This window comes from Massilia sp. CFBP 13721 (assembly GCF_014842025.1).
Classification (GTDB): Bacteria; Pseudomonadota; Gammaproteobacteria; order Burkholderiales; family Burkholderiaceae_D; genus Telluria.
The window spans coordinates 76,197-99,663 of sequence record NZ_JACYUY010000019.1; the positions used below are offsets into that span (position 1 = coordinate 76,197).

General features: G+C 61.6%; 21 protein-coding genes. 16 read left to right on the forward strand and 5 right to left on the reverse strand.

Annotated elements, in window-relative coordinates; translation table 11 throughout:
• Nucleotides 1-44: 44 nt before the first annotated feature.
• The 3 genes from IFT60_RS17870 to IFT60_RS17880 all read left to right on the forward strand — a co-directional run bounded on the left by IFT60_RS17870 (nucleotide 45) and on the right by IFT60_RS17880 (nucleotide 2,509).
• Nucleotides 45-476 (forward strand): hypothetical protein, encoded by a 432-nt coding sequence (locus tag IFT60_RS17870; RefSeq protein WP_192054009.1) that lies wholly within the window; start codon nucleotides 45-47, stop codon nucleotides 474-476.
• 164 nt (nucleotides 477-640) lie between these two features.
• Nucleotides 641-1,657: a hypothetical protein gene (locus IFT60_RS17875; RefSeq protein ID WP_192054011.1), complete on the forward strand. Its 1,017-nt coding sequence runs from the start codon at nucleotides 641-643 to the stop codon at nucleotides 1,655-1,657.
• 66 nt (nucleotides 1,658-1,723) lie between these two features.
• Nucleotides 1,724-2,509 (forward strand): hypothetical protein, encoded by a 786-nt coding sequence (locus IFT60_RS17880; RefSeq protein ID WP_192054013.1) that lies wholly within the window; start codon nucleotides 1,724-1,726, stop codon nucleotides 2,507-2,509.
• Between the two features lie 109 nt (nucleotides 2,510-2,618).
• Here IFT60_RS17880 and glmS read toward each other — a convergent pair whose 3' ends face one another.
• Nucleotides 2,619-4,448, reverse strand: a complete 1,830-nt coding sequence (glmS, locus tag IFT60_RS17885; protein WP_192054015.1) for a glutamine--fructose-6-phosphate transaminase (isomerizing) — start codon at nucleotides 4,446-4,448, stop codon at nucleotides 2,619-2,621.
• Nucleotides 4,449-4,605: 157 nt separating this feature from the next.
• Here glmS and IFT60_RS17890 point away from each other — a divergent pair, with 157 nt between their 5' ends.
• Nucleotides 4,606-5,079 carry an Lrp/AsnC family transcriptional regulator gene (locus tag IFT60_RS17890; RefSeq protein ID WP_192054018.1) on the forward strand — a complete coding sequence of 158 codons (474 nt, stop codon included), beginning with the start codon at nucleotides 4,606-4,608 and terminating at the stop codon, nucleotides 5,077-5,079.
• Between the two features lie 126 nt (nucleotides 5,080-5,205).
• On the opposite strand, the gene glmU is transcribed toward IFT60_RS17890, so the two are convergent.
• Nucleotides 5,206-6,582, reverse strand: coding sequence for a bifunctional UDP-N-acetylglucosamine diphosphorylase/glucosamine-1-phosphate N-acetyltransferase GlmU (gene glmU, locus IFT60_RS17895; protein WP_192054020.1), 1,377 nt, complete (start codon nucleotides 6,580-6,582; stop codon nucleotides 5,206-5,208).
• Between the two features lie 27 nt (nucleotides 6,583-6,609).
• On the opposite strand from glmU, the gene IFT60_RS17900 reads away from it, so the two are divergent.
• From IFT60_RS17900 to IFT60_RS17920, 5 genes are all read left to right on the forward strand, one after another.
• Entirely contained in the window at nucleotides 6,610-7,518 is a 909-nt protein-coding gene (locus IFT60_RS17900) for a DUF6279 family lipoprotein (RefSeq protein WP_192054022.1), read from the forward strand.
• Nucleotides 7,519-7,539: 21 nt separating this feature from the next.
• A complete protein-coding gene (gene rsmD / locus IFT60_RS17905) occupies nucleotides 7,540-8,205 on the forward strand; it encodes a 16S rRNA (guanine(966)-N(2))-methyltransferase RsmD (RefSeq protein WP_192054031.1) in 666 nt (221 codons plus the stop codon).
• 132 nt (nucleotides 8,206-8,337) lie between these two features.
• The gene (gene coaD / locus IFT60_RS17910) at nucleotides 8,338-8,835 is read left to right on the forward strand and encodes a pantetheine-phosphate adenylyltransferase (protein WP_192054033.1); all 498 of its coding nucleotides are present in this window, start codon (nucleotides 8,338-8,340) and stop codon (nucleotides 8,833-8,835) included.
• 32 nt (nucleotides 8,836-8,867) lie between these two features.
• A complete protein-coding gene (locus IFT60_RS17915; protein ID WP_192054035.1) occupies nucleotides 8,868-9,128 on the forward strand; it encodes a YfhL family 4Fe-4S dicluster ferredoxin in 261 nt (86 codons plus the stop codon).
• Nucleotides 9,129-9,180: 52 nt separating this feature from the next.
• On the forward strand, nucleotides 9,181-9,714 hold the full coding sequence (locus IFT60_RS17920; RefSeq protein WP_192054037.1) for a DUF1003 domain-containing protein: 534 nt from the start codon (nucleotides 9,181-9,183) through the stop codon (nucleotides 9,712-9,714).
• Nucleotides 9,715-9,825: 111 nt separating this feature from the next.
• On the opposite strand, the gene IFT60_RS17925 is transcribed toward IFT60_RS17920, so the two are convergent.
• Nucleotides 9,826-9,975 (reverse strand): hypothetical protein, encoded by a 150-nt coding sequence (locus tag IFT60_RS17925; RefSeq protein ID WP_192054039.1) that lies wholly within the window; start codon nucleotides 9,973-9,975, stop codon nucleotides 9,826-9,828.
• Nucleotides 9,976-10,203: 228 nt separating this feature from the next.
• Between IFT60_RS17925 and IFT60_RS17930 the strand changes: the two genes are divergently transcribed.
• Nucleotides 10,204-11,160, forward strand: coding sequence for a LysR family transcriptional regulator (locus IFT60_RS17930; RefSeq protein ID WP_192054042.1), 957 nt, complete (start codon nucleotides 10,204-10,206; stop codon nucleotides 11,158-11,160).
• A gap of 115 nt (nucleotides 11,161-11,275) precedes the next feature.
• Here the strand turns inward: IFT60_RS17930 and IFT60_RS17935 are convergent, their stop codons facing one another.
• Entirely contained in the window at nucleotides 11,276-11,731 is a 456-nt protein-coding gene (locus tag IFT60_RS17935; protein ID WP_056340766.1) for an Lrp/AsnC ligand binding domain-containing protein, read from the reverse strand.
• A gap of 208 nt (nucleotides 11,732-11,939) precedes the next feature.
• Here IFT60_RS17935 and putA point away from each other — a divergent pair, with 208 nt between their 5' ends.
• Both putA and ald read left to right on the forward strand, forming a co-directional pair.
• Nucleotides 11,940-15,587 carry a trifunctional transcriptional regulator/proline dehydrogenase/L-glutamate gamma-semialdehyde dehydrogenase gene (gene putA / locus IFT60_RS17940; protein WP_192054044.1) on the forward strand — a complete coding sequence of 1,216 codons (3,648 nt, stop codon included), beginning with the start codon at nucleotides 11,940-11,942 and terminating at the stop codon, nucleotides 15,585-15,587.
• A gap of 36 nt (nucleotides 15,588-15,623) precedes the next feature.
• Nucleotides 15,624-16,739 (forward strand): alanine dehydrogenase, encoded by a 1,116-nt coding sequence (gene ald / locus IFT60_RS17945; protein WP_192054046.1) that lies wholly within the window; start codon nucleotides 15,624-15,626, stop codon nucleotides 16,737-16,739.
• Here the strand turns inward: ald and IFT60_RS17950 are convergent.
• Nucleotides 16,709-17,506, reverse strand: coding sequence for a 5'-methylthioadenosine/adenosylhomocysteine nucleosidase (locus tag IFT60_RS17950; protein WP_192054048.1), 798 nt, complete (start codon nucleotides 17,504-17,506; stop codon nucleotides 16,709-16,711). The two genes, ald and IFT60_RS17950, sit on opposite strands and share 31 nt — an antisense overlap.
• 1,593 nt (nucleotides 17,507-19,099) lie before the next feature.
• Between IFT60_RS17950 and IFT60_RS17955 the strand changes: the two genes are divergently transcribed.
• The 4 genes from IFT60_RS17955 to IFT60_RS17970 all read left to right on the forward strand — a co-directional run bounded on the left by IFT60_RS17955 (nucleotide 19,100) and on the right by IFT60_RS17970 (nucleotide 23,466).
• Nucleotides 19,100-20,146: an NAD(P)H-dependent flavin oxidoreductase gene (locus IFT60_RS17955; protein WP_192054107.1), complete on the forward strand. Its 1,047-nt coding sequence runs from the start codon at nucleotides 19,100-19,102 to the stop codon at nucleotides 20,144-20,146.
• A 30-nt stretch (nucleotides 20,147-20,176) separates the two neighbouring features.
• The gene (locus IFT60_RS17960) at nucleotides 20,177-21,802 is read left to right on the forward strand and encodes a GMC family oxidoreductase (protein WP_192054050.1); all 1,626 of its coding nucleotides are present in this window, start codon (nucleotides 20,177-20,179) and stop codon (nucleotides 21,800-21,802) included.
• Between the two features lie 156 nt (nucleotides 21,803-21,958).
• Entirely contained in the window at nucleotides 21,959-22,732 is a 774-nt protein-coding gene (locus tag IFT60_RS17965) for an ABC transporter ATP-binding protein (RefSeq protein ID WP_192054053.1), read from the forward strand.
• Nucleotides 22,729-23,466 carry an ABC transporter ATP-binding protein gene (locus IFT60_RS17970; RefSeq protein ID WP_192054055.1) on the forward strand — a complete coding sequence of 246 codons (738 nt, stop codon included), beginning with the start codon at nucleotides 22,729-22,731 and terminating at the stop codon, nucleotides 23,464-23,466. Before IFT60_RS17965 ends, IFT60_RS17970 begins: the two co-directional genes overlap by 4 nt.
• Nucleotide 23,467: the final 1 nt, after the last annotated feature.

Below are 23,467 nucleotides of genomic sequence, written 5' to 3' on the forward strand. Positions count from 1 at the left end.
ATTGACTAACATCGAACCCATGGGTCAATTACCAGGAGTCGAACATGGCTGGAAATCAACAAAACGAGATCGGTGCCGACAACAACGGCACGCATAACCCCGGCACGCGCGGGCCGGATTCGCTGTCGGGCCGCTCCGATCCTGCCGATCCGGACAGCGGCCAGCGCCAGCAGGACGCCGGCCATTACACCGGCGCGCCTGAAGCGGACCAGGGCGAGCGCGCGGGCGGCATCGTCAGCGCGCCGCCGGAAAGCAACGTCGGGCCGGCCGGCGCCGCGCAGAGCAGCCGCGGCAGTGCAGGCGAGGGCGCGTCGAGGGAAATGAGCGCGGCGGCGGGCGGCGGCAAGCCCGGTACCTCGGCCTCAGGCAATGACGCGGGCGAGAACGCATCGGGCGATGCCGGCGTGACCGGCACGGGCGTCGACGAACTAGCCGAGCAAACCCCGGACCAGCCGGGTGGCGCCGACTCGCGCTGAAAGGCAGGAATCGCCACACACAATGCCGCTGGAGACAGCGGCATTTTTTATGGGCGCGTTGGATCAGCGTGACAATTCGATAGTCTTTTGACCCTGGGCAACAGCTACCATGCGCCGTTGCCCAGTACTCCTGCGCCTGTAAAAAATAATCCTGAAAGAAAAGCATGAACCAGCGTCTCATCCCGCTCGCCCTGTGTTGCGCATTGTCCCTGTCCGCCTGCGGCGGTGGCGGCGGTAGTCCCGGCAACACCAACAATCCCGGCGCGCCGGCGCCGGTATCGACGCTGTCGATCATTACCGCGACGAATGCCACCGACATTGCCGCCGCTGCCTATGCCGGTACCACCGCGGTCAGCGAATCCTCATCCGCCCTGAGCAGCATCCTGACCGGCGTCAGCGTCGGCGGCGCCAACATCAGTGTGGTGACGCCAGCCCTCCGCCTGATCCGCAACGCCTATCCGCGCGCAAAAGCCCAACTGCTGACCGGCGTGACCATGACGGAAGCCTGCAGCGGCGGCGGCAGCCTCACCATCGAGGCCAACCTGCGCAACGAGCAGATGGCGAGCAATGGCGATACCATCACGATGACGGCAAACAACTGCGTCGAAGATGGGGAAACCGCCAACGGCAAGCTGTCGACCACGCTGTCGAACGTCAGCGGCGACGTGTTCAATTCGTGGAACTGGGCAGCCACCATGGACACCACCTTGACCGATTTCGCCATCACCAGCGGCGGCGAGACGGTCAGCGTGAATGGCGACATGAAGATCGCGCTCACCCAGACCAATTCCACCACCAGTGCACTGGTCCTGTCGGGCAAGGCCCTGCGCACCACCGTAAAGCGCAACGGCGTGACCGTGGACACCTTCACCCTGGCCGATTATTCGATGACCGGCAGCACCCGCGACACGACCGTCACCAGCGCCGCCAGTTTCGCGATGTCGGGCAGCGCCAGCGGCCTCGGCCAGTTCTCGTTTACGGTCAAGAACCTGCAGCCTTTCGTCAGCACGGGCGGCGCCATGCCGACCAGCGGCTCCCTGATCGTCAACGGCGCCGCCTCGTCGGTGACGATCACCGTTGCCTCGACCAGCGGCGTGCGTCTCGACGTCAGCGCCAAGGGCGATGGCGCGATCACGCAAACGAACACCCTGAGCTGGATGGCATTCCTGGCGGCGTTCTGAGGCGCGATCTGAAGTTTGTGTATCCGGTGCCGCTGCAACAGCGGCACGTTTGCAGGTGGACGTCAAATGAAATCGTTAATCAGTGCCGCCCTTGGCGCGGCACTTTCCCTGTTGCTGGTCCAGCCGGCCAGCGCGCAATGGCAAGCCAAGGCCGGTGCCGGCGTGCGCGCCGTCAGCCATACCGAAACCGACGGCAGTGGACGCCGCCTGGTGCGCGAATCGGGCTGGCTGCCGGGCCTCGCCCTGCAGGCCGATTACACGACCGGCAAGTTCACCTGGTCCGGGGCGCTCGACTGGTACCGGGGCGACATCGATTACCGTGGCCAGACACAAGCAGGCGTTGCCGCCGCCTCGCGCACGGCCACCGGCCTCGCGTCGCTGCGCTTCGGCGCCGCGTATGCCATCCAGAATGGCTATTCCGCCACGGCCGCCGTCGAAGCCGATACTTGGAAACGCGACATCCGCGGCAGTGGCAACAAGGTCGGCTTGCAGGAGCGCTACCGCTCGGAACGCTTGATCGTCGGCCTGAGCAAAGCATGGCAACTGCCGGGTGCGGTGGCGGCGGCCGACGTTGCCGTCCTGTTGGCGACCCCGGAACGGATGCGCGTCGGTTTTTCCGGCGTGCTCGATCCAGTTTCGCTGAACACGAAACGCGCACGCGGCATTCGCATCGGCGCCCAGTACCGTCCGGCGTTTGCACCGTCGCTGGAATTGCACGCGTCGTTTGACTGGATCAGGATCGGGCGCAGCGAGGAGGCGCCGGTGACGCGCGACGGCCAGTTTGCTGGCAGCGTGGCGCAGCCGGAGCATGTGCGGCAGGGGCTGAGTGTGAATGTCGCGCGGCTGTTCTGAGCGGCTACGCCGGATGTGACAACGCGGCGGGTCCGGCATGCCATCCTGGAAAATCCATGGATGGTGGCCGTTCCCGCCGCGTTGCTTTCCCTTGAGGGAATAAGCTGCTTTACTCCACCGTCACCGATTTCGCCAAATTCCGCGGCTTGTCAACGTCAGTCCCCCGCGCCAGCGCCGTGTGATACGCCAGCAGCTGCAGCGCACACACGTGCAGGATCGGCGACAGTTCGCCATAGTGTTCCGGCAAGCGAATCACGTGCAAGCCTTCGCCCGAGGTGATGCGCGAATCGACGTCGGCGAACACGTACAGCTGGCCGCCGCGGGCGCGCACTTCCTGCATGTTCGACTTCAGCTTTTCCAGCAGCGCATCGTTCGGAGCGATGGTCACCACTGGCATCTCTTCGGTCACCAGCGCCAGCGGGCCGTGCTTCAGTTCGCCGGCCGGATAGGCTTCGGCGTGGATGTAGGAAATCTCTTTCAGTTTCAATGCACCTTCCAGCGCGATCGGGTAGTGCATGCCGCGGCCGAGGAAGAGGGCGTTTTCTTTTCTCGCGAATTCTTCGGCCCAGGCGATGATCTGCGGTTCCAGCGCCAGCACCGAGGCGATGGCGACCGGCAGGTGGCGCATCTGTTTCAGGTGCTCGGCTTCTTCTTCGTCCGACAGGCGGCCGTTGACTTGCGCCAGCGTCAGGGTCAGCAGGAACAGCGCGGCCAGCTGGGTGGTAAATGCCTTGGTCGAGGCGACACCGACTTCGACGCCGGCGCGGGTGATGTAGGCCAGTTCGCATTCGCGCACCATGGCACTGGTCGAGACGTTGCAGATGGTCAGGGTGTGCGGCATGCCCAGGCTGCGTGCGTGTTTCAGTGCGGCCAGGGTGTCGGCGGTTTCTCCCGATTGCGAGATGGTGACGACCAGGGTGTTTGGATGCGGCACGCTGTCGCGGTAGCGGTATTCGCTGGCGATCTCGACGTTGACCGGCAGCTTGGCGACGCACTCGATCCAGTATTTGGCGGTCAGGCCCGCATAATAACTGGTGCCGCAGGCCAGGATCAGCACGCGGTCGATCTCCTTGAACACGCCATACGCCTTGTCGCCGAACAGTTCCGGCATGATGCCGGTCACACCCTCGAGGGTATCGCCGATGACGCGCGGCTGCTCGAAGATTTCCTTCTGCATGTAGTGGCGGTACGGGCCGAGTTCGGCCGCGCCGGTGTGGGCGTGCACGGTTTTGACTTCGCGCTCGACCGGCTTGCCTTCGCTATCGACGATCCAGTAGCGCGCCAGTTGCAGGTCGACGACATCTCCCTCTTCCAGGTAGATGATCTGGTTGGTGGTGCCGGCCAGCGCCATCGCGTCGGAGGCGACGAAATTCTCGCCTTCGCCGACGCCGAGGATCAGCGGCGAGCCCTGGCGGGCGGCGACCACGCGGTGCGGTTCTTCGCGTGCGAAGACGGCGATCGCATACGCGCCATGCAGACGTTTCACGGCTTGCTGGACGGTGTCGAACAGGTCGCCGTTGTACATGTGGTCAACCAGGTGGGCGATGACTTCGGTGTCGGTCTGGCTGGTGAAGACGTAGCCGAGTTCGGTCAACTCACGGCGCAGTTCGTCATGGTTTTCGATGATGCCGTTGTGGACCAGCGCGATGCGCGCGCTTTCTTCGGTCGGCGAGAAGTGCGGGTGCGCGTTGTGCGACGCCGGGGCGCCATGGGTGGCCCAGCGGGTATGAGCAATGCCCGTAAAACCTTGCAAGCCGGTGCCGGCAATTTGCGTTTCCAGGTCGGCCACGCGCGAAGTGCTGCGCGAACGGGCCAGGCGGCCTTCGACGTGCAGGGCGACGCCACAGGAATCGTAGCCGCGGTATTCGAGGCGTTTCAGGCCCTCGATCAGGATAGGGGTGATGTTACGTTGCGCAACCGCGCCGACGATACCGCACATGAGAACCTCGTTTATAAAAATTAAGCAATGGGTCGTATCGTAGGGCAACGGTCATGAAATATGCTTTCAGAATCACGTTATTTTCGTTATAAAATTTCACGTATCATGAAAGATGAAATATTCTTTCATTTATTAAAAAATATTAAGTGAAAATTTCATGACAATCGACATAACGACGCTGGACGAACTTGATCGTCGCATCCTGAATGCCTTGCAGACTGACGCATCGCAGACGAATACCGAACTGGCCGCGCAAGTCCATGTATCGCCGCCAACTTGTCTGCGCCGCGTCAAGCAGCTGACCGAGAACGGTGTTATCTCACGGCAAGTTGCGATTGTCGATCCGGACAAGGTGGGGGCGCGCTTGAGCGCCATCGTCGAGATCACCCTCGACGTCCAGGCGGCCGAGCGGATGGCGCAATTCGAACAGCTGGCAACGAATGAGGAGGCGGTGATGCAGTGCTACCGGGTGGCGCCGGGACCGGATTTCGTGCTGATCATCCAGGTCGCCGACATGCCGGCCTATCACGCCCTGGCGCACCGCCTGTTTGCCACGCACGCGAATGTGCGCAACGTAAAAACCTATTTTTCGACGTTCAGGAGCAAGTTCGACACCCGCATCGCGGTCTGAGTTTATCCGATGAGGCCTGTGGATAATTCTGTGCAGAACATTGTGGAAGGTCAGGGGGTATCCCGTGCAGAACCATGTGGATACCCCTGTGATTTTCCAGTGATTTACTGATGTAAAACCGGTGGATTACTTCGGCTTTTTCACTGGACGGCTCCAGCCGTCGATGGTGATTTGCTTGGGACGAGATATGGTCAGCTTGCCGGCCGGGGCGTCCTTGGTCAGCGTGGTGCCGGCGCCCAGGGTCGCACCTTTCCCGACCGTGACCGGCGCCACCAGCTGGCTGTCACTGCCGATGAATGCGTCGTCTTCGATCACGGTGCGGAATTTGTTGGCGCCATCGTAGTTACAGGTGATGGTGCCGGCGCCGATATTCACGCGCGAACCGACCGTGGCATCGCCCACATACGCCAGGTGATTGGCCTTGCTGTGCGCGGCAACCTGGCTGTTTTTGACTTCCACGAAATTACCGATGTGGACATCTTCGCCCAATTCGGTGCCGGGGCGCAGGCGCGCATACGGACCGATCTGGGAAGCGGCGCCCACCACGGCGTCTTCGATATGGCAGAACGGTTTGATGATGGCGCCGGCGCCAATCCGGGCGTTGACCAGCACGCAGTGGGGTCCGACCTTGACGCCGTCGGCCAGTTCCACCCGTCCCTCGAAGACGCAGCCGACGTCGATGACGACGTCACGCCCGCACACCAGTTCGCCGCGCACGTCGATGCGCGCCGGGTCCATCAGGGTGACACCCTGTTCCAGCAACGCATTGGCAATGTTCAGCTGGTGGCGGCGCTCGAGTTCGGCCAATTGCACCTTGCTGTTGACGCCCGCGACTTCCCACTCGCCGGCGGGGGAGGCCGACACCACCTCGACGCCATCGGCCACGGCTTGCGCCACGATATCGGTAAGGTAATATTCGCCCTGCGCATTGTTGTTCGACAGCCCAGTCAACCAGCGTTTCAGGTGCCGGGTTGGCACTACCAGGATGCCGCTGTTGATTTCGCGGATGGCGCGTTCGGTGTCGCTCGCATCCTTTTCTTCGACGATGCGCACGATGCGGCCATTCTCGCGCACGATGCGGCCCAGGCCGAACGGATTGGCCTGCTCGACGGTGAGGATGCCGAGCTTGTCGACGCCGGCGGCCTCGACCAGGCGGCGCAGCGAATCGCCGGTCGTCAACGGAACGTCGCCGTACAGCACCAGGGTCGGCACGTTGTCATCGAGCTGGGGCACGGCCTGCATCACGGCGTGGCCGGTGCCCAGCTGCGGCTGCTGCAATGCGGTGTCGATCGGCGCCTCGCCGGCGGCGGCTAGAGCGGCCACCATCTCGGGCACCGCTGCGCCCCCGTGACCGTAAATCACGCATAATTTACTCGGCCGCAGTTGGCGGGCGGTATCGATCACATGCTGCAACAGCGGCTTTCCAGCCAGCGGATGCAACACTTTAGGCAGCGCGGACTGCATGCGCTTTCCCATGCCGGCGGCAAGGATGACAACGTTCATAAGCCGTATTCAAAAAGAGTTAATAAGATGAAAAATTTTAGCATGCATGACCCCTCGCAGTACTCCCTGCTCCAGCGCGCACGTGCGCTGTTCCTGATCGCCTTGCTCGCTTGCCTGGGCGCCTGCAGCACCATCCGCTTCAGCTACAACCACGGCGACACCCTACTGTACTGGTGGCTCGACGCCTATGTCGATTTTGAGGGGGCACAGTCCGATTGGGTCAAACGCGATATCCGCGAACTGTTTCAATGGCACCGCAAAACCCAGCTAGACGATTACGCCCAGCTGCTCGGCACCTTCCAGCGCCAGCTGGGCGGCAATCCGACCCAGGCCGATCTGCTCGCCGATTACCGCATCATCCGCACCCACACCGAAACCCTGGCCATGAAGGCCGTTCCCCATATGGTCGACTTGGCGCGCTCGTTGACGCCGGACCAGATCGAACAAATGGAAGAACGTTTTAAAAAGAAAAACGACGAATACCGCCGCAAGTTCGTCAGCGGCAGCGTCGACAAGCGCCAGGAGGCGCGCTTCGACAAATCGATGGAACAATTCAAATTGTGGTTCGGCAGTTTTAGCAGCGAACAAGAAAAGGCCTTGCGCCGCGCTTCCGATGCCCGCCCCCTGGACAGCAATGTCTGGCTGGAAGAGCGCATCCTGCGCCAGCGTAAAATCCTGGCCCTGGCGCGCAAGATTCAGCAGGAAAAGCCGAGCAAGGAACAAACAAGCGTGATGATCACGGCGCTGCTGCACGAATTCTTTACGCGCATGGATTCGCCCGAACGTAAAGGATTTTATGACGCCTATATCAATACCACCAGCAATTACATCCTGAGCGCGATCCGGATCGCGACCCCGGCCCAGAAAGCCCATGCCCAGCAGCGCATGCAGGGCTGGATCGACGATTTTAAAGTATTGGCGAAAGAGGCGAAATAAGCATCTGGTATAGTGCGCGCCATGCAAAAACGACCGACTAAATCGCAAGGCCAGCACGGCCGGCCGCGCCTGGCGCCGCAGCAGGTGCGCATCATCGGCGGCGAATGGAAGCGGCGCCTGCTGCCGGTGCTCGACGCCCTCGGCCTGCGTCCCACGCCCGACCGCGTGCGCGAAACCGTGTTCAACTGGCTGCACCACCAGGTTGGGGGCGACTGGGCGCAGGTCGATTGCCTCGACCTGTTTGCCGGCAGCGGCGCCCTCGGCTTCGAGGCGGCCAGCCGCGGTGCGCGCAGCGTGACCATGCTCGATTTTCACGCAGCGGCCGCGCGCCAGCTCGAGGCGAACAAGGAGATGCTGAAAGCGGACAATGTCAACGTCCTGCGCGCCGACGCGTTGACTGTCGCGCGCGACCTGGCGGCGCGCGGCCAGCGCTACGACGTGATTTTCCTCGATCCGCCCTACCAGCAGGATTTCATCAGTAAAGCCTTGCCGCTGTGCGTGGCGCTGCTGAAGGAAGACGGCATGGTGTATGTGGAAGCGGAATATGCGCTGCCGCAGGAACCTGCCGCAGGCGATACAACCCCGGACTGGCTGGCGCCCTGGGACATCGTCCGCGCCGACAAGGCGGGCATGGTGTTCTATCACTTGCTGAAGTTGAACGGCAAGGTGCACGAAAACCGCGCCTGAGCGGCCAGGTTTGCCCAATTTGCGGGCAAAACCGGCCCCCTGCTGGGGCAATTGCCAGATTTTCAGGCATAATGCGCGTTCCAAGGGGCGTAGCGCGCGCTCCCATCAATGTTTCTCTTCCAGGGAGCTGCAATGGTAGTAGCCGTTTATCCGGGTACCTTCGATCCGCTCACCCGCGGCCATGAAGATCTGGTCCGCCGTGCGTCGGGGCTGTTCGACACGCTCGTCGTCGGTGTCGCCGACAGCAAGAACAAGAAGCCGTTCTTTTCGCTCGACGAGCGCCTGGAGATCGCCAACGAGGTGCTGGGCCATTACCCGAACGTGAAGGTCGAGAGTTTTTCCGGCCTGTTAAAAGATTTCGTGCGCAGGCACGATGCGCGCGTCATCGTGCGCGGTTTGCGCGCCGTGTCCGACTTCGAATACGAGTTTCAGATGGCCGGCATGAACCGCTACCTGCTGCCCGACGTCGAGACGCTGTTCCTGACCCCGTCCGACCAGTACCAGTTTATCTCCGGCACCATCGTGCGCGAAATCGCGATGCTCGGCGGCGACGTATCGAAATTTGTCTTCCCTTCGGTGGACCGTTGGCTGCAACGTAAAATTGCATCCATGAACCCACCGAGCGCCTGATCCAGGCGTTGACTCCTTAAAGCAGCAGCATCATGGCCCTACTGATTACCGACGAATGCATCAATTGCGACGTGTGCGAGCCGGAGTGTCCGAACGACGCCATTTCGATGGGTGCGGAGATCTACGAGATCGATCCGCATAAATGCACGGAATGCGTCGGCCACTTCGACGAACCGCAGTGCCAGGCCCTGTGCCCGGTCGCCTGCATTCCATTCAATCCCGCCTGGCGCGAAACGCGCGAAGAGTTACTGGCCAAGTACGAACGCCTGACCGCCGGCAAGAACGCCGTCTGATTTCCATCGCGGCCGGCGCGCCGTGCGCCGCCGGCACCTGCTATGCTCGGCCATGGCTACTTCGGATCCCTCTTCCGGCAACGCGCTGCCGTCGACCATCGACGAGAACATCGGCACCATTGCCGCCTATTGCGAACGCAATGAGCAGCGCGCGACGCCCGCCCAGAAAATCGTCGAAAAGGTCAGCCTGTTCCTCGGCAGCCCGAGTTATTTCGCGGTGAACGTCCTGTTCATCGTGGGCTGGCTTGCCTGGAACGCCAGCGCCCCGCTGTTCGACTTGCCCCAGCCGGACGAGCCGCCGTTTTACTGGCTGCAGGGATTCGTGTCCCTCAACGCATTCATCATTTCCACCACCGTGCTGATCCGCCAGAACCGGATGTCGAAGCTGGCCGATCGGAATGCCCACCTCGATTTGCAGATCAGCCTGCTCTCCGACGAAAAGACCAGCAAGATCATCGCCATGCTGGAAGAAATCCGACGCGACTCGCCGAATCTGGCCGACAAGCCCGACCGCGAAGCCGAGGCGCTTGCTGAACCGGCGGATACCACCAGCGTGCTGGAAGCGATCGACCAGAAAACAAAATAAGGTCATGCGGCACGTGCGGCCACTGGGAGCGCACCCGATACGACAAAAACGCGGCGCCGGGTGACCGGACGCCGCGTTTTTTTATTGAACGGGATGGCTGTGGCGGGCTTGTCAGGCGCCGGCGCCGCGCGCCGGGCGGGCAGGGCGCGGACGCACGGTCAACACCAGTGCGCGCACCAGGCCGGACAGCAGGGGACGGAAGAACATCAGCACACTGGCCAGCAGCGCCAGCACCAACGCACCCTGCAACAGTTCAGTCAACGACAGCAGCGGAAACGAGAATTGGGTGACGGCAGGGCGAACGACATGATTATTTACTATGAGATGTTGTTTTAAAAAACTATAGTGCATTGCAACATATAAATCTAATTTCGATTCCTGATGTGGCTTATATTGATCGTGAATGAAATGCGGTACACTTTGATGCGGACCCTTTGATGCAGACCAAGGGTCTACATCAAATACCTGCACCGCTACCGAGACATCGCCATGAGCTTCCTGACACTGGACCTGAATTTGCTGCGCGTGTTCGACGCAGTCATGACCGAACAAAATCTGACACGCGCGGCCGGCCACCTGGCCATGACGCAGCCGGCCGTGTCGAATGCGATTAAACGCCTGCGCGAAAGTTTAGGAGACGAACTCCTGATCCGCACCGCCTATGGCGTAAAACCGACCCCGCGCGCCGAAGCGCTGTGGCCATCGGTGCGGGCGGCGCTGCAGTCGCTGGAAGCGGCGGTGATGCCGGAAACCTTCGATGTCTCGAAAGCGCAGGCGACCTTCCGCATGGCGATGGCCGACGCCACCGCCGCCTACTGGCTGCCGTCCTTGATGCGTTCGATCGAAAGCGAAGCGCCCGGCGTGAACATCCGCATGGTGCCGCTGACCACGCGCGAGCCGCGCCCGATGCTGTTGCGCGGAGATATTGACCTCGCAGTCGGCTTTTTCCCTGGCGTGGCAGCGCAATTGTCGTACGAAACCGGTTCGCCGATCCGCCACGAGCGCCTGTATTCCGGGCAGTACGTGTGCGTGATGCGCAAGAACCACCCGCTCGCTAACAACAAGCTCGACCTCGACACCTATTGCAAGGCGAACCATTTATTGGTCAGTTTCTCCGGCCGCGCACACGGGTTGGTGGACGAGGCGCTGGCGCAAATCGGGCGTGAACGGCGCATCCTGTTGACCGTGAACCAGTTTTTCACGGCGGGACGGGTGGTGGCGAATTCGGATTTGATTACCGTGCTGCCGAAACATTTGATGGTGTCGACCGGCATGACCGAATCGCTGGTGTGGCGCGAACTGCCGTTCGCCCTGCCGGCGGTGCACCTCGACATGCTCTGGCACGAACGCGACGGCCGCAGCCCGGCGCACCGCTGGCTGCGTAATAACCTGGAAACGACGGCTGCGCACGCAACTGCGCCGAAGGGCGAACGCGCCGCGGCGTGATGTGGTGTTGTAGGGTGGGCGCCCTGTGCCCACGCGGTGATCGATAACAGCAAGATCATCCGGCACGATATCGAAGACGGTAACAATCACCGCGTGGACGGGAGACCCGTCCACCCTACCGAATCGGCAACTTGGTCGTATTCTTGACTTCTTCCATCACCGCATAGGTATGCGTCTCGCGCACACCCTTTTGCAAGAGCGTCTTGCCGAGGAATTCGCGGTACGCCGCCATATCCTTCACACGCGCTTTCACCAGGTAATCGAAGCCACCGGCCACCATGTGGCATTCGAGTACTTCCGGAATCAGTTGCACGCTCTGCTTGAAGGCGTCGAACACTTCCGGCGTGGTGCGGTCCAGCACCACCTCGATGAAGACCAGCAGCGAGACGTCCAGCAATTGCGGGTTCAACTGGGCCGTGTAACCCATGATGTAGCCGGACTCGTGCAGCTTGCGCACGCGCTCGAGGCAAGCCGCCGGCGACAGGTTCACCCGGGTCGCTAGCTCGACGTTGCTGATGCGGCCGTCGTTCTGCAACTCGGCGAGAATTTTCTTGGAAATCTTGTCCAGCATGCCGTCGCTCCTGCGCGTAAATATTATTTGGTCGAATTCTCGCACCAAAAACTATCTATTGCTAGTACCCGTTAAAAACAGAATTAATCCAGAAGATTTCCTTCTACAATCGAACGATTGAAGCACGTACCAAAACGCGCGCCGGCTGTCACGACAGACCGGCGCGTTTTGCTGTGCGCACCCTCACTTTTCCTCATAAAGACACGCCATGCAGATCGCCGCCACCCCGGCCACCACCTTCGTCCCGTTCGACGCCTTCCAATCCGAGATCAAGCCGGAGCAGACCCCGCTGCGCGCCGCCATCACCGCCGCCTACCGCCGCGACGAGCGCGAGGCCGTGCAATGGCTGCTGGCGCAAGGCGCGCGCCCGAGCAGTGAAGCAAAACCGCTGGCGCACCGCCTGGTCTCGAGCGTGCGCGCCAAGCGCACGCGCGCGTCGGGCGTGGATGCGCTGATGCATGAATTTTCGCTGTCGTCGGAAGAGGGCGTCGCCCTGATGTGCCTGGCCGAAGCCTTGCTGCGCATTCCCGACAGCGCCACCGCCGACCGCCTGATCGCCGACAAGATCAGCCGCGGCGACTGGCGCAGCCACCTGGGCGAATCGCCGTCGCTGTTCGTGAATGCCGCCACCTGGGGTTTATTGATCACCGGCAAACTGGTCGGCAGCAACAGCGAACGCGGCCTCGGTTCGGCCATGACACGACTCATCGCCAAGGGCGGCGAGCCGCTGATCCGCAAGGGCGTCGACCTCGCCATGCGCATGCTCGGCAACCAGTTCGTCACCGGCCAGACCATCGACGAAGCGCTGAAAAACAGCCAGCCCAACGAAGCGCGCGGCTATCAATATTCCTACGACATGCTGGGCGAAGCGGCGCTCACCGAGCTTGACGCGCAAAGCTATTACGCCTCGTACGAAAAGGCGATCCACGCGATCGGCAAGGCCTCGAATGGGCGCGGCATCAAGGATGGCCCGGGCATCTCGATCAAACTGTCGGCGCTGCATCCACGCTACAGCCGTGCGCAATCCAACCGCGTAATGAGCGAACTGCTGCCGCGCGTGCGCAGCCTGGTGCTGCTGGCAAAACAGTACGACATCGGCATCAACATCGATGCCGAGGAAGCCGACCGCCTGGAAATCTCGCTCGACATGCTGGAAGCGCTGGCATTCGATGCTGAACTGAGCGGTTTCGAAGGCATCGGCCTGGTGGTGCAGGGTTATCAGAAACGCTGCCCGTTCGTGATCGATTACGTGGTCGACCTGGCCAAGAGAAGCGGCCGCAAGTTCATGGTGCGTCTGGTAAAAGGGGCGTATTGGGATGCCGAGATCAAGCGCGCGCAAGTCGATGGCATGCCGGGCTATCCGGTGTACACCCGTAAGGTGTATACGGACGTGTCGTATCTGACCTGCGCCGAAAAGCTGTTGGCGGCAACCGACGTCATCTATGCCCAGTTCGCCACCCACAATGCCCACACTTTATCGGTGATTTACACCTGGGCCCAGGAACGCGGCATCGACAATTACGAATTCCAGTGCCTGCACGGCATGGGAGAAACGCTGTACGACCAGGTCATCGGTAAAGAGAACCTGAACAAGGCTTGCCGCATCTATGCGCCGGTCGGTTCGCACGAAACCCTGCTGGCCTATCTCGTACGCCGCCTGCTGGAGAATGGCGCGAATTCCTCGTTCGTCAACCAGATCGTCGACGAAAAGGTCGCGATCGACACCCTGATCAACGATCCGTTCGAGATCGCGCGCGCCAGCGCCGGTGCGCCGCACACGGGGATTCCCCTGCCGCGTGCGCTGTTCGGCACCGAGCGCAAGAATTCGGCCGGTATCGACCTGACGAATGAAGATGCGCTGCGCGAACTCGGCACGGAACTGGCGCGCCAGCGCACGTACAACGCTACGCCGCTGGTCGCCGGTCCGTTCGTGCAATCTGCGTGGGAAGAAATCGTCAATCCTGCGCAATCAGCCGATGTCGTAGGGCATGTACATGAAGCATCCAGCACCGACGTCGAGACGGCTCTGGCTGCCGCTGCCGCCTTTGCCGGCGAATGGAATACCAGCGCCAACCGCGAACGCGCAGCCATCCTCGACCGCGTTGCCGACCTGTTCGAGGCCAATTGCGCCGAGTTGATGGCCCTGGCCGTGCGCGAAGCGGGTAAATCGCTGCCGAACGCGATCGCCGAAATCCGCGAAGCGGTCGACTTTTTGCGTTACTACGGCGCCCAGGTGAAAGACGCTGTGCACGCCGACGCCCTCGGTCCGGTGACGTGCATCTCGCCATGGAACTTCCCGCTGGCGATTTTCACCGGCCAGGTCGCCGCCGCCCTGGCCGCCGGCAACGTCGTGCTCGCAAAACCGGCCGAGCAAACGCCGCTGATCGCGCACCGCGCCGTCGAGCTGTTTTATGAGGCCGGCATTCCACGTGCCGCCCTGCAATTGCTGCCGGGCCGCGGCGAAGTGGTGGGTGCCGCCTTGACGGCCGATCCGCGCGTAAAGGGCGTGATTTTTACGGGGTCGACCGAAGTCGCCCAGTTGATCAACCGTACGTTGGCGAAGCGTGGCGAAGCCGAGGGCATCGACATCCCGCTGGTGGCGGAAACCGGTGGCCAGAATGCCCTGATCGTCGATTCGTCGGCGCTGCCGGAGCAGGTGGTGCAGGACGTACTCAGTTCGGCCTTCGACAGCGCCGGCCAGCGCTGCTCGGCACTGCGCGTCTTGTTCCTGCAGGAAGATATTGCCGACAAAACGATCCGGATGCTGAAAGGCGCGTTGACCGAACTGCGCGTCGGCAGCCCGGACCGGCTGGCGACCGACATCGGTCCCGTCATCGATGCCGAGGCACAGCGCAACCTGCTGGCCCACATCGAGCGCACCAGGGCGACGGCGAAACAGCATTTCGCGCTGGAGTTGCCGGCAAGTGTGACGGCGCAAGGCACCTTCGTGCCGCCGACCGTGCTCGAGATCAGTTCGCTGGGTGAACTGAAACAGGAAGTGTTCGGCCCGGTGCTGCACATCGTGCGTTACCGCCGCGCCGACCTCCCGCAAGTCGTCGATGCGATCAATGCCACCGGATATGGCTTGACGCTGGGTATTCACTCGCGCATCGACGAAACCATCGATTTCATTACCACCCGCGCCCACGTCGGCAATATCTACGTGAACCGGAATATCGTCGGCGCCGTCGTCGGCGTGCAGCCTTTCGGTGGCGAGGGTAAATCCGGCACCGGCCCGAAAGCGGGCGGCCCGCTGTACATCAAGCGCCTGCAGCGCCAGGCGGCGCCGCTGCTGATGCACTCGAACCCGGCGTATGCGGCGCTGTCCGCACTGCTGGTCTGGGCGCGCAGCAATGGCCACGGCGACATCGTCAGCCTGGGCGAAGGGTATGCCCGCACCCAGCTGAACGGGACGACGATTGCCTTGCCGGGTCCGACGGGCGAGAAGAACAGCCTGGCGTTCTTCCCGCGCGGCGTCGTGTTGTGCGCGGCCGGCTCCGTGAAAGGCATGCTGAACCAGCTGGCGGCGGCGCTGGCGACGGGCAACCGCGCCTTTGTGCTGGCCACTTCGCAGGCAGCGGTGCCGGAAGGCTTGCCGCCGGAGGTCAAGGACCGCATCCGTTTTATCGGCGCGGCCGAAGTGGCGAACTGCGAATTTGGCATTGCCTTGCTCGAAGCCGGCCTGCAAGGCAGCCTGCGCACGCAGCTGGCGGCGAGAAATGGCGCAATCGTCGGCATCGTCGATACCGATGCGGCGTCTCCGGTTGCCCTGTGGCGGCTGGTGGCGGAACGGGCGGTGTGCGTCAACACGACCGCGGCTGGCGGCAACGCAAGCCTGATGACGCTGGGGCTGTAATCATGCTGTAGTTGTATAAAACCATTGGAGGAAGACATGTTAGTTGGCGTTCCAAAAGAGATCAAAAACCATGAGTACCGGGTCGGCCTGACCCCGCCTTCCGTGCATGAGCTGGTCGCACGGGGGCATCAAGTGATTGTCCAGAAGAACGCCGGCAGCGAGATCGGCCTGGCGGACGAGCAATACGTCAGCGCCGGTGCCTCCATTGTCGACAGCGCCGAGGAGATTTTTGCGCGCGCCGAGATGGTCGTCAAAGTCAAGGAGCCGCAGCCGGGCGAATGCGCGCTGCTGCGCGAAGGGCAGATTTTATACACTTACCTGCACCTGGCGCCGGATCCGGAGCAGACCGCGGCGTTAGTAAAATCGAAGGCGGTCTGCATTGCCTACGAGACGATCACCGGTCCCGGCGGCGGCTTGCCGCTATTGGCGCCGATGAGCGAAGTGGCAGGGCGCATGGCGATCCAGGCCGGCGCCGCGCACCTGGAAAAATCCAAAGGCGGCATGGGCCTACTATTGGGCGGCGTGCCGGGCGTGGCGCCGGGCCACATCGTCATCATCGGCGCCGGCGTGGTCGGTACCAACGCGCTGCAAATGGCGGTCGGCACCGGCGCCCGCGTGACGGTGCTCGATAAAAACATCGAGCGCCTGCGCCAGCTCGACCTGGTCTATGGTAACCGCATCGCCACCGTATATTCCACCGCGCATGCGATTTCAGAAGCGGTGCTGGCGGCCGACCTGGTGGTTGGCGGCGTGCTGGTGCCGGGTGCGGCGGCGCCGAAGCTGGTCACGCGCAGCATGATCGCGCAAATGAAAAAGGGGGCGGTGGTGGTCGACGTGGCGATCGACCAGGGCGGCTGTTTCGAAACCTCGCATGCGACCACCCACGCCGACCCGACGTTCATTGTCGATGGCGTGGTGCATTACTGCGTGGCAAACATGCCGGGCGCCGTCGCCCGTACCTCGACCTTTGCGCTGAACAACGCGACCATCGGGCATGCGCTGGCACTGGCCAATAAAGGCTGGCGCCGCGCGCTGCTGGACGATGCGCACCTGCGCCAGGGGCTGAATGTGTGCTTGGGCCAGGTGACTTACCAGGCAGTGGCGCAGACGCTGGGTTACGACTACGTGCCGGCCGATTCTCTGCTGGCCTGAATTTTTACTGTTTCCTCGTCCTGCCGGCAAAAACGGCGCACAACATAAAACGCATACTGCGCGGCCACCGATTTTACGAAACGTAAAAAATCGGTGGCCGCGTTTTCATTGGCGTTGTCCGAAATCGTGCGCATCACGGCGCATGGAATCGCCAGCTCGTAGCACGCCTGCGCCACCGCCGCTCCTTCCATTTCCACCGCCACCAGCCCGGGCAGATCCGCATTCAAGCGGTTGATGTGCGCCGGGTCGTCCATGAACTGGTCGCCGCTGGCGATCAAGCCGCGGTGCACGCGTGGCCGGGTCAAGCCAAATGCCGCTCGTTCCTGCGGCGCGATCGCCGCTGCGAAATCCTCGTCCAGGAAAGCATAAGCGGCATCGGCCAGGCGCGTACTCAGGTGGTGATCGGCCGGGAAGTGCGTCAGGCCCGTCAGCGGCACCTCGAAACGCGGGAACAGGGGACTGGCATCCATGTCGTGCTGAACCAGCGATTCGGCTACCACAATATCGCCCACCCGCACCGATTTGTCGCCAGCACCGGCAACACCCGTAAACAGGATGTGGGTAACTCCGAACTTCTCCACAAGCGTGGTCGCCGTCACTGCCGCGGCAACCTTGCCTATACGCGACAGAACGCACACAGCGTCGATTTCCCACAGTTGTCCGACCCAGTAGGTGCGTTGACCATGGACGAGCTTGTAGGGGCTCTGCATGGCCTCCACGAGCCCCTGCTGTTCTTCAGCCAGTGCGCTGATAATCCCAAGAAGCATGTTTTGCTTTGTTGACGAAGGTTTTGAGGGACAAGAACAGCGTTTTTAGCCTGGGTTTTGTCTTGCCGACGGGTTTGTCCACGGTGCTCCCGCTGTTCTCTATTTACAGTAATAAAGTAAGTATACAAACTGGTAATGATAGTAAACGCGCAGTTTACTGTGGATAAGATCGGTTTACTCCACAAGATCAGTGGTTTACGCCATCCTGAACATGCTGGACAAGAATTGTATCGGCCTTGCACCGATGTTGGAGAAAAAACGACTTGCCTTCAGTAAACGTCGTTTTGCACATCGGGTCCTGTGGATATGCAGGGGCTTGTCCACAGCCGAGGTGGCTGGTAGCCGCGTTTTGCTGAAAATGTTTGTATCGAGCGCGATGCACTGACCTGTAAGGTGGGCAGCTCTACCTGCTCAGTTTGCAGACCAGCGGCATTTGCGCTGCCCACGCGTTCAGCCAGCCGTTGATCCATCGCGAGGCTTCAGCATGTTGTTGAACGCGTGTGCGGCATCGAGATAGCGGACAAGCACATCCAGGTATAGCCGCCCACCTTACGGGTGCGCTTCCGAGTCCACGCGTTCTCAGCCGCCGAGATCTGACGCCATGTCATTTCGACTTCAAGCCCCCGCATTCCATTTTCTGCCAAACCATTCAACACGTGATTGTCTGCAAGGTCGCGCCTGGCCACGAACAGATGCCGATCTTTTTTTACGGCATTTGCATTTCACCATCCCGTTTTCAGCCACCTCATCCGCATTACGTTTTCCTGCAGACCAGTCATCAGTCGAAAAAACATGGCTTGTCTCCTGGCCAGGAACGGGCGCAGCCGGGTTTTTCACAGCGCGCGCTCCCTTATCTGTTTAATTAAAAGGTATACATAAAAAATAGTAGTAGTAGTAAACGCGGCGTTTACTGTGGATAAACGGGATTTTCTCCACAGGCTCAAGCACTTAGCAGCGTTTTGATGTGCTGGACAAGCGGTGTATCCGGCCTGCACCGAAGGTGTACAGATTTCGGGCGGCAGTGAATCGCAGCGCTTCTGCACATTCGCTCCTGTGGATATGCATGGGTTTGTCCACACCCGGTTTGCCAGAAAAGGCGCGCAGCTTCAGCTGGAGCAACTGGCAGGCAGAAAAACGATGGGCTGGCCGGCAAATCACGGTGAACCAGCTGTCTGATGCCGAATCTGACGCAGGAGGCCAACAAAAGACGTAGGAGCCAAAAAAAAATTTCGCCAAGCCGCAGCGTGCGCTCCTCAGGTTTACAACCAAGATAGGTATACAACGGTAGTAGTAGTGTTAACAAGTGGCATTTTCTGTGGATAAGCCTGTTAACAGCCGAGAAATCATCGGTTTACGCGCTGTACAAGCCTGTGATGGCGTCTGTATCGCCGCGATGACAAATCTGGACAAGATTTTTGCGCGCACAGAAATCGGCGTTTTTGCACAATCGGTTCCTGTGGATATCAAGAAGCTTATCCACAGATGAGGCAGCGCGGGGGTACTGGCGCGAAGTTTACGATCTGGTAAGCTTGCCTTAGTGAACTGAAATGAAATGAAACCGCATTGAAAACGACATCGACAACGGAGGCGGACATGGGCATCGACGGCTTGTTCCAGATACCGGTCATCCAGGGCCCGATGGCGGGCGGCGCTTGCACGCCGCAACTGGTCGCCGCCGTGTCGAATGCCGGTGCACTCGGCGCCTTGCCGTGTTCGCTGCTCAGCCCGCAAGCCATCGCGCAGCAGGTGGCGCAAATCCGCAGCCTGACGCGTTCTCCCTTCATGCTGAATTTTTTCGTGCAGGGCAAGCCGGCGCCGGGCGAAGCTGAAGTATCGAAGGCCGTTGAATTGCTGCGCCCGGTCTGGGAAAGCCTCGGCTGGGACAGCCTGCCATTACCGAAACAGTGGTGCGAGGATTTCGAGGCGCAGTTCGAAACCTTGATCGCCCTGCGTCCGCCGGCCGTCAGTTTTACCTTCGGCATCCTGGAAAGCGTGCAAGTCGAACGCCTGCACGGCGCCGGCATCCGCGTGATCGGCACCGTCACCACGGTCGCCGAGGCGCTGGCCTGGGAAGCGGTCGGCGCCGACGCCGTGGTAGCGTCCGGCATCGAGGCGGGCGGACACCGCGGCACGTTTATTGGACGCCAGGAAGAAGCCACGCTGGGGGCTGAGGAACTGTGGCCGGCGGTGGTGGCGGCCGTCAACATCCCCGTGATTGCCGCTGGCGGCATCATGACCGGCGCAGACATCCGACGGGCGCTGGCGCTGGGTGCGCGCGCGGTGCAGATGGGCACCGCCTTCCTGGTCACCGACGAAGCGGCGCTGCATCCCGCGTATAAAGCGCGGCTGTTGAGCGGGGAAGGGCAGACGCGGCTGACGCGCAGTTTTTCCGGACGTTACGCGCGCGGTATCGAGAACCGTTTCATGCGCATCATGGAAACGGCCGAGCCGATGGTGCCGCCGTACCCGGTCCAGAATGCCTTGACCGGTCCGATCCGCGCCGCAGCGGCAAAAAGCGGCGATACCGAATTGATGTCGATGTGGGCCGGCACCGAATTCAAACGGGCGCGGCCGATGCCGGCGGCAGACCTGGTGAAGTTGCTGGCAGATGAGTTGGCAAATAAGTTGGCATCCGAGTAGGCATCCAAACAGTCACCCTGAGGAGTGCGCGTGGAATCGGCTGGAGAATACGACTACATCATCGTTGGCGCCGGCACCGCGGGCTGCGTTCTTGCCAACCGCCTGACGCACAACAAGCACGTCAACGTCCTGCTGATCGAAGCCGGCGCGCGCGACGATTACCTGTGGATCCACATTCCCGTCGGCTACCTGCATTGCATCGGCAATCCGCGCACCGACTGGCTGTTCAATACGGAACCCGATCCCGGCCTTGGCGGGCGCGCCCTGATTTATCCTCGCGGTAAAGTGCTGGGCGGCAGTTCGTCGATCAATGGCATGATCTACATGCGCGGCCAGAAGCAGGATTATGCGCGCTGGGCCGAAGCGTGCGGCGACGATTCCTGGCGCTGGGAGCAAGTGCTGCCGTTGTTCAAAAAAAGCGAAGACCACTACCTGGGCGCCAGCGAGGTACACGGCGCGGGCGGCGAATGGCGCGTCGAAAAGCAGAGACTGTCCTGGAAAATCCTGGATGCCTTCCGCGACGCCGCCGCCGAAGTCGGTATCGCCAAGGTCGACGATTTCAATACCGGCGACAATGCCGGTTCCTCGTATTTCGAAGTCAACCAGCGCCGCGGCATCCGCCTGAACACGGCGAAGGCATTCCTGAAACCGGCGGCGCAGCGGCCGAATCTCACCATCATGACCGGCTGCCACGTCGAACGCCTGCTGCTGGAAACGACGGACTCCGGCACCGCTTGCTGCGGCGTGCAGTTTACCGGCGGCGGCCGCGCCTTCAGTGCCACCGCCCAGCGCGAAACTTTATTGGCTGCCGGGTCGATCGGCTCTCCCCACATCCTGCAACTGTCGGGCATCGGCGATGCGGGCCACCTGCACCGCCACGGCGTCGCGCCGCTGGTCGACCTGCCCGGCGTCGGCGACAACCTGCAGGATCACCTGCAACTGCGCATGGTCTATAAAGTGCAGGGCGTCAAAACCCTGAACACGAGTGCGGCGAGCTGGTTCGGCAAGTTCAAGATCGGGCTCGAGTATGCGTTGACGCGCAGCGGGCCGATGTCGATGGCGCCGTCGCAGCTGGGCGCGTTTGCCCATTCCAGTCCGCAGCAGGCGACACCGGACCTGCAATACCACGTGCAACCCTTGTCTCTGGAAAAATTTGGCGACCCATTGCACGGTTTCCCTGCGTTCACCGCCAGCGTCTGCAACCTGCGCCCGACCGCGCGTGGGCATGTACGCCTGGCAACGCACGACAGTTATGCGCCCCCGAAAATCACGCCGAACTACCTCAGTACCGCGGAGGACCGCCGTACCGCGGCGGCGGCGCTGGCATTGACGCGGCGGATCGTCGCCGCACCTGCGCTGGCGCGCTATCAGCCGCAGGAATTCAAGCCGGGCCCGCTGTATAACACCGAAGAAGAACTGGCGACAGCCGCCGGCCAGATCGGCACCACGATTTTTCATCCGGTCGGCACCTGCAAGATGGGCAAATCGGACGATCCGCTCGCCGTGGTCGACAGTCAATTGCGCGTGCGCGGAGTAGGGCGGCTGCGTGTGGTTGATGCCTCGATCATGCCGTTTATTACTTCCGGCAATACGAATTCGCCCACGCTGATGATTGCCGAAAAAGCGGCGGCGCTGATTGCCGCCACGGCAAACTAAACTAATACTGCCTGTGTAAACGTGCACAATCGGTCTGCGCCAGCGGCCCCGTTGTGCACGGCTGCACAGAAAGACGTTGTATTGTGTAAACAACCGATCTGTGACATATTTGCCAAGTAGTCCCGCGGCAGATTGTATTCACGCACTGGAGACACAATGGCAGACGTCATTCTTGAAACGAAGAACTTGACCAAAGAGTTCAAGGGATTTACCGCAGTTAATGATGTCAACCTGCGCGTCCAGCGCGGTCACATCCACGCTTTAATCGGCCCCAACGGCGCCGGCAAAACCACCTGTTTTAATCTGCTCACTAAATTCCTGGTGCCGACATCGGGGCAGATCCTGTTCAACGGGCGCGATATCACCCGCGACAAACCGGCGCAAATCGCGCGCCGCGGCATCATCCGCTCCTTTCAGATTTCCGCCGTCTTTCCCCATCTGACCGTACTGCAAAACGTACGGATAGGACTGCAGCGCGAGTTGGGCACCAGTTTTCATTTCTGGCGCAGCGAAGGTTCCCTGTCCGCGCTCGACGCGCGCGCCATGGCGCTGCTCGACGAAGTCGATTTGAGCAGCTTCGCCGACACCGTCACCGCCGACTTGCCGTATGGCCGCAAGCGCGCGCTCGAGATCGCGACGACCTTGGCGATGGAGCCGGAACTTATGCTGCTCGACGAGCCAACCCAGGGCATGGGCCACGAAGACGTGCACCGCGTCACGGCCCTGATTAAAAAAGTGTCACAAGGACGCACGATTTTGATGGTCGAACACAATATGAACGTGGTCTCCGGCATCTGCGACCGCATCTCCGTCCTCCAGCGCGGCGCCATGCTGGCCGAGGGAAGCTATGCCGAAGTATCGAAAAACCCGCAGGTGATGCAAGCCTATATGGGCACCGCCGACGGCGAACTCGAAGCGGGGCACGCATGAGCGGGCCACGGACGGCCGGGCTACAAAACGCGGCGGCACTGGAAATCCGCGATCTGCAAGCCTGGTACGGCGAATCGCACATCCTGCACGGCATCAGCCTGGCGGTCGCCCCCGGCGAAGTCGTGACCTTGCTCGGCCGGAATGGCGCCGGCCGCACCACCACGCTGCGCGCCATCATGGGGCTGACCGGACGCCGTACCGGTTCGATCCGCATCAACGGCGTCGAGGCGATCGGCTTGCCGACCCACCGTATCGCCCACCTCGGCGTCGGCTATTGCCCGGAAGAGCGCGGGATTTTTTCGTCGCTGTCGACCGAAGAAAACCTGCTGTTGCCGCCGGCTTTAAAGGAGGGCGGGACGGCGATGTCGATCGACGACATCTACGAGATGTTCCCGAATTTGAAAGAGCGGCGCCATAGCCAGGGCACGCGCCTGTCGGGCGGCGAGCAGCAGATGCTGGCGGTGGCGCGCATCCTGCGCACCGGTGCGCGCCTGCTGCTGCTCGATGAAATTTCCGAGGGGCTGGCCCCGGTCATCGTGCAAGGCCTGGCGCGCATGATCACCATGCTCAAAGCCAAGGGCTACACCATCGTCATGGTCGAGCAGAATTTCCGGTTTGCCGCGCCGCTGGCCGACCGTTTTCATGTCGTCGAGCACGGGCAAATCGTCGAAACCATCGAGGCGCACGATCTCGAGGCGAGGATGCCGGTCCTGACCGAACTGCTCGGCGTTTAGT